4 protein-coding genes are annotated in these 6,000 nt (G+C 33.8%); 3 read left to right on the top strand and 1 reads right to left on the bottom strand.

The annotated features are described in order from the left end of the window. Positions 1–397: 397 nt before the first annotated feature. Complete coding sequence (gene folK, locus RLT85_RS03485) at positions 398–1,513, bottom strand: 2-amino-4-hydroxy-6-hydroxymethyldihydropteridine diphosphokinase (protein ID WP_311400655.1); 1,116 nt, start codon at positions 1,511–1,513, stop codon at positions 398–400. Between the two features lie 103 nt (positions 1,514–1,616). Here folK and RLT85_RS03480 point away from each other — a divergent pair, with 103 nt between their 5' ends. Genes RLT85_RS03480 through RLT85_RS03470 form a run of 3 tightly spaced genes read left to right on the top strand, consistent with a single transcriptional unit; the run spans position 1,617 to position 5,884 of the window. After that, complete coding sequence (locus RLT85_RS03480; protein ID WP_311400654.1) at positions 1,617–2,306, top strand: queuosine precursor transporter; 690 nt, start codon at positions 1,617–1,619, stop codon at positions 2,304–2,306. 2 nt (positions 2,307–2,308) lie between these two features. Beyond that, positions 2,309–4,966: an AsmA family protein gene (locus RLT85_RS03475; protein ID WP_311400653.1), complete on the top strand. Its 2,658-nt coding sequence runs from the start codon at positions 2,309–2,311 to the stop codon at positions 4,964–4,966. 54 nt (positions 4,967–5,020) lie between these two features. Further along, positions 5,021–5,884, top strand: a complete 864-nt coding sequence (locus RLT85_RS03470; RefSeq protein WP_311400652.1) for a sigma-70 family RNA polymerase sigma factor — start codon at positions 5,021–5,023, stop codon at positions 5,882–5,884. The last annotated feature ends 116 nt before the right edge of the window (positions 5,885–6,000 follow it).

The following is a 6,000-nucleotide window of genomic DNA, read 5'->3' as shown; positions in this document are numbered from 1 at the left end:
CTATCGAAGCTAAAGATTTCGACTCCGCTCAATCTGACAATAGAACTCGGCGGCTGAGTGATTTTTGAAAAAAATTGTATCGAAGCCTCATGCAAATAATGTGATGATTTGAAAATGTGGCAATGTGTTAATTTGAAAATGAAATTTGGTAGCTGAGTGATTTTCGGAAGAAGGTTCTATCGAAGCTAAAGATTTCGACTCCGCTCAATCTGACAATAGAACTCGGCGGCTGAGTGATTTTTGAAAAAAATTGAATCGAAGCATTATGCAAATGATGTGATGATCTGAAAATGAGCTAATTTGATAATTTGAAGACGAAAAGATTCCTCCTTTATCGGAATGACAGTTCAATCCAAACTATACATTCTCAATCAAAAGTTCGCCATAGACACCCTTATTATTCTTGAATACTCTGAAGTACTTTCAAATAATCCTCACGATAATTCACAAAATCTAAATGCGAAATATCTATGATTTTCACATTAAGGTGATGCTGGTTTTTAATGAAATTAAGATAGCCTTTATTGATGTTCTCTAAGTAATTTGCTGGGATTTCTTGCTCATAACTTCTGCCTCGCTTTTTTATATTCTCCAGTAAACGTTCTGTGCTTTGATAGAGATACACATACAAATCTGGTTTTGCCAAATCTTTATACATAATATTAAAGAGCTTCTTATAAAGATTAAATTCTTCTTCTTGCAAGGTAACTTCAGCAAAAATTAGAGATTTATACACATCATAATCGGCTACCATAAAATCGGCAAACAAATCATATTGTGATATATCATCGAGCAATTGCTGGTAACGATCGGCTAAAAAAGACATCTCTAAAGGAAATGCATAGCGGTGCTGGTCTTTATAAAATTTAGGCAAAAAAGGATTGTCTTTAAAGCGTTCGCAAATGAGCTTTGCATTATAATCTTGGGCAATCATCGTGGCGAGACTTGTTTTACCTGCGCCAATATTCCCTTCAATTGCAATGTATTTAAATTGCTGAAAATCTATATTTTCTAGTTGTAATTTTTCCGAAGCAATTTTAATTCCGCTTGACGGTAATTCTTCTTTTAACTGAGCTATACCTTTCTGAAATTGAGGATGAATATGTTCTGGAGCAATTTCCGCTAAAGGAAAAAGCACAAAATCCCGTTTATGCAAATGAGGATGAGGAATTTGTAGTTCTTTTAAGTGGATAACTTCATTTCCGTAAAGAAGAATATCTAAATCTAAGGTTCTATTTTGATATCCGCCTAAAGCCCGTTGCCTTTCGTTGGTATTTTCTATTTCTTGTAAAAGACTAAGCACTTTTTGAGCAGAGAGCCTCGTATTTACCGCGATACAAGCGTTAAAAAAATCCTGCCCTTCAAACCCAAACGCAGCAGTTTCATAAATGGAAGAAGCCTGAACCACATCTCCTATTTTTTGCTGAATGGCATCTACGCCCGTTTGTAAATAATGTAACTTATCTCCTTGATTGCTCCCTAATGCAATATATGTAAGTCTTGGTTCTTTCAAAAATTTAACAGAATAGGTTCTACAATTTCACAGCAAATTAAGCAAAAGAAAATTACATACTCCTAGATTTGCAACCTAGAAATTTCAACAAATGTATAATTAATTGGGAATCAGCAAAAAGTTATTGGCCTATAAGGTGTATTTTATTTTAGGCGCATTATTTATATCGGCTTTAGTAGCTTCTAATTTAATCTTTAAGAAATTTTTCTTTTGGGATTTCTTCGGAATATATCAATTCGAAATTTCGGTAGGCGTTTTACCTTATCCCTTCACTTTCTTAATCACCGACCTCATCAGTGAGATTTATGGAAAGAAAAAAGCCAATCAGGTGGTTATTGCAGGTATTTTTGCCTCCTTATTTTCATTACTCATCGTTTTTGCAGCCTCCATAGTGCCCGCTACATCTTGGTCTCCCATAAGTGATGATTTATTTGAAACCGTTTTTGGCTCTACCGCAATTGCTGTTTTAGCATCCATGATGGCCTATTTATTGGCGCAATTTATAGACATTCAGCTGTATCATTTCTGGAAAAAATTAACCAAAGGAAAACATTTGTGGCTACGTAATAACTTTTCTACATTTTTGTCTCAATTTGTAGATACATTTGTGGTATTACTATTGTTATGTAGTTTTAAGGAAATAGAATGGAAGTTATTTAGTACCTTACTGTTAAGTAGCTTCTTATTTAAAGTTTTAATTGCATTATTAGACACCCCATTTTTATATTTGGGAGTGTATATTTTTAGAAAAAAATTTAATTTAGATTCAACTCAAGAATTAAGCATTGATTAATTATGAAAAAAGCATTAAAAATAATCGGGATTATCTTAGTGGTATTAATTATCCTCGTTTTTTTGGCACCTATACTTTTTAAAGGTCCTATTGAAAGATCAATAAAAAAATCTATCAATAATAATGTAAACGCCACCGTAAGCTGGGAAAAACTCGATTTGAGTTTGTACAAAAGTTTTCCAGATGCTTTGGTGACCTTAAGAAATCTAAGTGTAGTGAACAAAGAACCATTTGCGGGAGACACCTTGGCATCTGGAGAAGAGATTAGATTAAGTATGGATATTCCGCAGCTTTTTAAAAGCGGAGATGAACCTCTAAGTATTAATGAGCTTATTTTGAACAGAGCTTTCATCAATGTAAAAGTAGATTCTTTGGGAAATGCTAATTACGATATCGCCAAAGAAAGCACTTCTACAGCACAAGACACGACTTCTAGCGATGGCGGACTTTCACTAGACGTGCAGCACTACGAAATTAACGATAGCCGAATTAATTACTTGGATGAAGCGAGTAAAACGTATTTAAGACTTTCTGAATTTAACCATAAAGGAACTGGAGATTTTTCTGCATCAACTACTACTTTAGAAACCACCTCTACAGGACTTATTTCCTTTGAAATGGATAGCGTAAATTACCTTAAAAATCATAAGTTAAAACTAGATGCCGATTTTGAGCTTGATTTAGAAAACCAGAAATATACCTTTTTAGAAAATGAAGCTTACATCAATCAGTTGCCTTTAACCTTTAACGGATTTGTAAAAATAAACGAAAATAACAATGAGATTGATTTAACTTTTAAAACGCCTTCTTCAGACTTTAAAAACTTCTTGGCCGTTATTCCCGAAACTTATGCTAAAAATCTAGATGGTGTAGATACCACAGGCGATTTTATGCTTAACGGAATAATTAAAGGAGTGATAGACGAAACTCATATTCCTACCTTAGACATTTCGGTTAAAAGTGACAATGCTTCCTTTAAATTTGCAGAGTTACCTAAACGCGTAGAAAATATACATATTGATGCATTGCTTAAAAACGAAACTGGAATTGTAGCAGATACTTACCTTAATTTAGATAAGCTCAATTTTAAGATAGACCAAGACGTCTTTTCGGCTACTGGAAACTTTAAAAATCTTACCGAAAATATGTTGGTAAATCTTGCCGTAAACGGAACTTTAAATTTAGGTCACCTAGAGCAAGCTTATCCGTTGGATTTGGATATGGATCTCAACGGAATTTTAAAAGCAAATTTCACTACCAATTTTGATATGAATTCTATAGAAAAAGAAAGGTATCAAAATGTAAAGAGTAATGGAAAAGCCAGTATTACCAATTTTAAATATGTCTCTCCAGAGATTCCTAACGATGTAAATATCGCTAAGGCGAGTCTTAACTTTAATTCGACTAAAGTGAATCTAGAAGAAATGCAGATAACATCTGGGCAAACAGATGCCAATGTTTCGGGATCTTTAGAGAATTTGATGGGTTATATGTTTTCAGATCAAGATTTAAAAGGGAGGTTTAATGTACAATCTAATACCTTCTCATTAAATGATTTCATGATCGCTTCCGCGGAAGCGAAACCAGGAACAGGCCAGAAAACCAGGACCACTCCCGCATCAAAAGAAGAAGCCATCAAAATACCTTCTTTCTTAGATGCGCGTTTAGACTTTACGGCAAACAAAGTTTTGTATGATAATCTTACCCTCAACAATGCTAAAGGAACATTAATTATTAAAGATGAAACGGCACGTTTAGAAAACATTACATCCAATATTTTTGGCGGAAATATTGCCATTAACGGAAATGTATCTACCAAAAATGCTACCCCTACTTTTGATATGAAATTAGGTTTAAATAGCATTGATATTGTACAATCTTTTAACGGAATGGAAATTATTCAAAATTTAGCACCAATAGCCAAAGCACTTCAAGGAAACCTAAACACAACACTTAATCTTAAAGGAAATCTAACTAAAGATCTTACTCCTATCATGGCAAGTTTGGCAGGAGATGCTTTTGCTCAAATTTTAGATGCCAAAGTGGATAGCGAAAAGATGCCTTTATTATCCAGACTCGACGGAAGCTTAGATTTTATTAATTTAGACAACCTAAATTTAAAAGACCTACAAACCAACTTAACTTTTAGCGATGGTAATATTAATTTAAAACCTTTTGATTTTGATGTTAAAGGAATTAAAGTTACGGCTGGCGGTTCGCATAGTTTTGAAAATGTAATGAACTATCATTTAGATTTAAATATTCCTGCAAAATACTTAGGCTCTGAAGTAGGTGGACAACTGGCAAAATTAAGTGCAACAGAAATAGAGTCTATGAACGTAAATTTACCTATTGGTTTGAGTGGCTCTTTTGACAATCCTAATATTAATATCAATACCAAGCAAGCTGTACAAGAGCTAACGCAACGTATTATTGAAGTTCAAAAAGATAAGGCTATTGAGAGCACAAAAGATAAGATAAAAGACTTCATAGATAAGAATACAAACCCAGAGGGAAATACTAATACAACGCCTCAAGATAGTACGGGTGCTACTCCCAATACCACAAAAGAAAAAGACAGAGAGGACAAGATCAAAGAGGCTGCAGGAAACGTTTTAAAAGATTTATTTGGAAAAGGGAAAAATAAAGATAAAAATTAAAAACATCTTGGTTATCACTTTTTTACTAACTTACATCCAAAACAGTTTTGCAATATGAGACAACTTAAAATTACCAAACAAGTAACCAATAGAGAGTCGGTTTCTTTAGATAAGTATTTGCAAGACATTGGAAAAGTAGATTTAATTACTGCGGAAGAGGAAGTAGAACTAGCACAAAAAATTAGAGAAGGAGATCAAGTAGCTTTAGATAAATTAACTACAGCCAATCTCCGGTTTGTGGTTTCCGTTTCTAAACAATATCAAAATCAAGGCTTAACATTACCTGATCTTATTAACGAAGGAAATGTAGGTTTAGTAAAAGCAGCCAAAAGATTTGATGAGACCAGAGGTTTTAAATTTATCTCCTATGCCGTATGGTGGATTAGACAATCCATTTTACAGGCTTTAGCCGAACAGTCTAGAATTGTACGCTTACCGCTAAATAAGATTGGTTCTATCAATAAAATCAACAAAGCTTTTTCTCATTTAGAACAAACCAATCAGCGTCCTCCTACTCCCGAAGAAATTGCTAAAGAATTAGATCTTAGCATTAGCGTGGTAAGACAATCTTTAAAAAACTCAGGTAGGCATTTATCTATGGATGCGCCACTTAGAGAAGGAGAAACTTCTAGTTTATATGATGTAATCAATACTGGAGAATCTCCAAATCCAGATCAAGCTTTAATTCACGACTCGCTAACCATTGAAATTGGGAGAGCTTTAGATACCTTATCTCCTAGAGAAGCAGATGTGATTCGATTGTTTTATGGTTTAGGAAATCACCAAGCCATGAGTTTAGAAGAAATAGGTGATACTTTTGGACTTACCCGAGAGCGCGTGAGGCAAATTAGAGAAAAAGGAATAAGGAAATTAAAAGATTCTTCTAAGAATAAAATCTTAAGAAATTATCTTGGGTAAATCTTTTTAAAATATCTTTTTTTGCTTCGTATATAGATAATTATTTATATATTTGCACCTCAATTTTCACAGGCCTGTTTGGTTCGTAAGGAATTGAGATGGAACGCGATGTATCC

Origin of the sequence: Mesonia ostreae, from assembly GCF_031845265.1 — a bacterium.
Classification (GTDB): domain Bacteria; phylum Bacteroidota; class Bacteroidia; order Flavobacteriales; family Flavobacteriaceae; genus Mesonia; species Mesonia ostreae.
Note: the sequence above shows the minus strand (reverse complement) of the source record. Positions and strands in the feature narration are given on the sequence as shown.

Coding starts and splice junctions, on each gene's coding strand:
- RLT85_RS03475 (WP_311400653.1), top strand. CDS start 2,309: ATGAAAAAAGCATTAAAAATAATCGGGATTATCTTAGTGGTATTAATT.
- RLT85_RS03470 (WP_311400652.1), top strand. CDS start 5,021: ATGAGACAACTTAAAATTACCAAACAAGTAACCAATAGAGAGTCGGTT.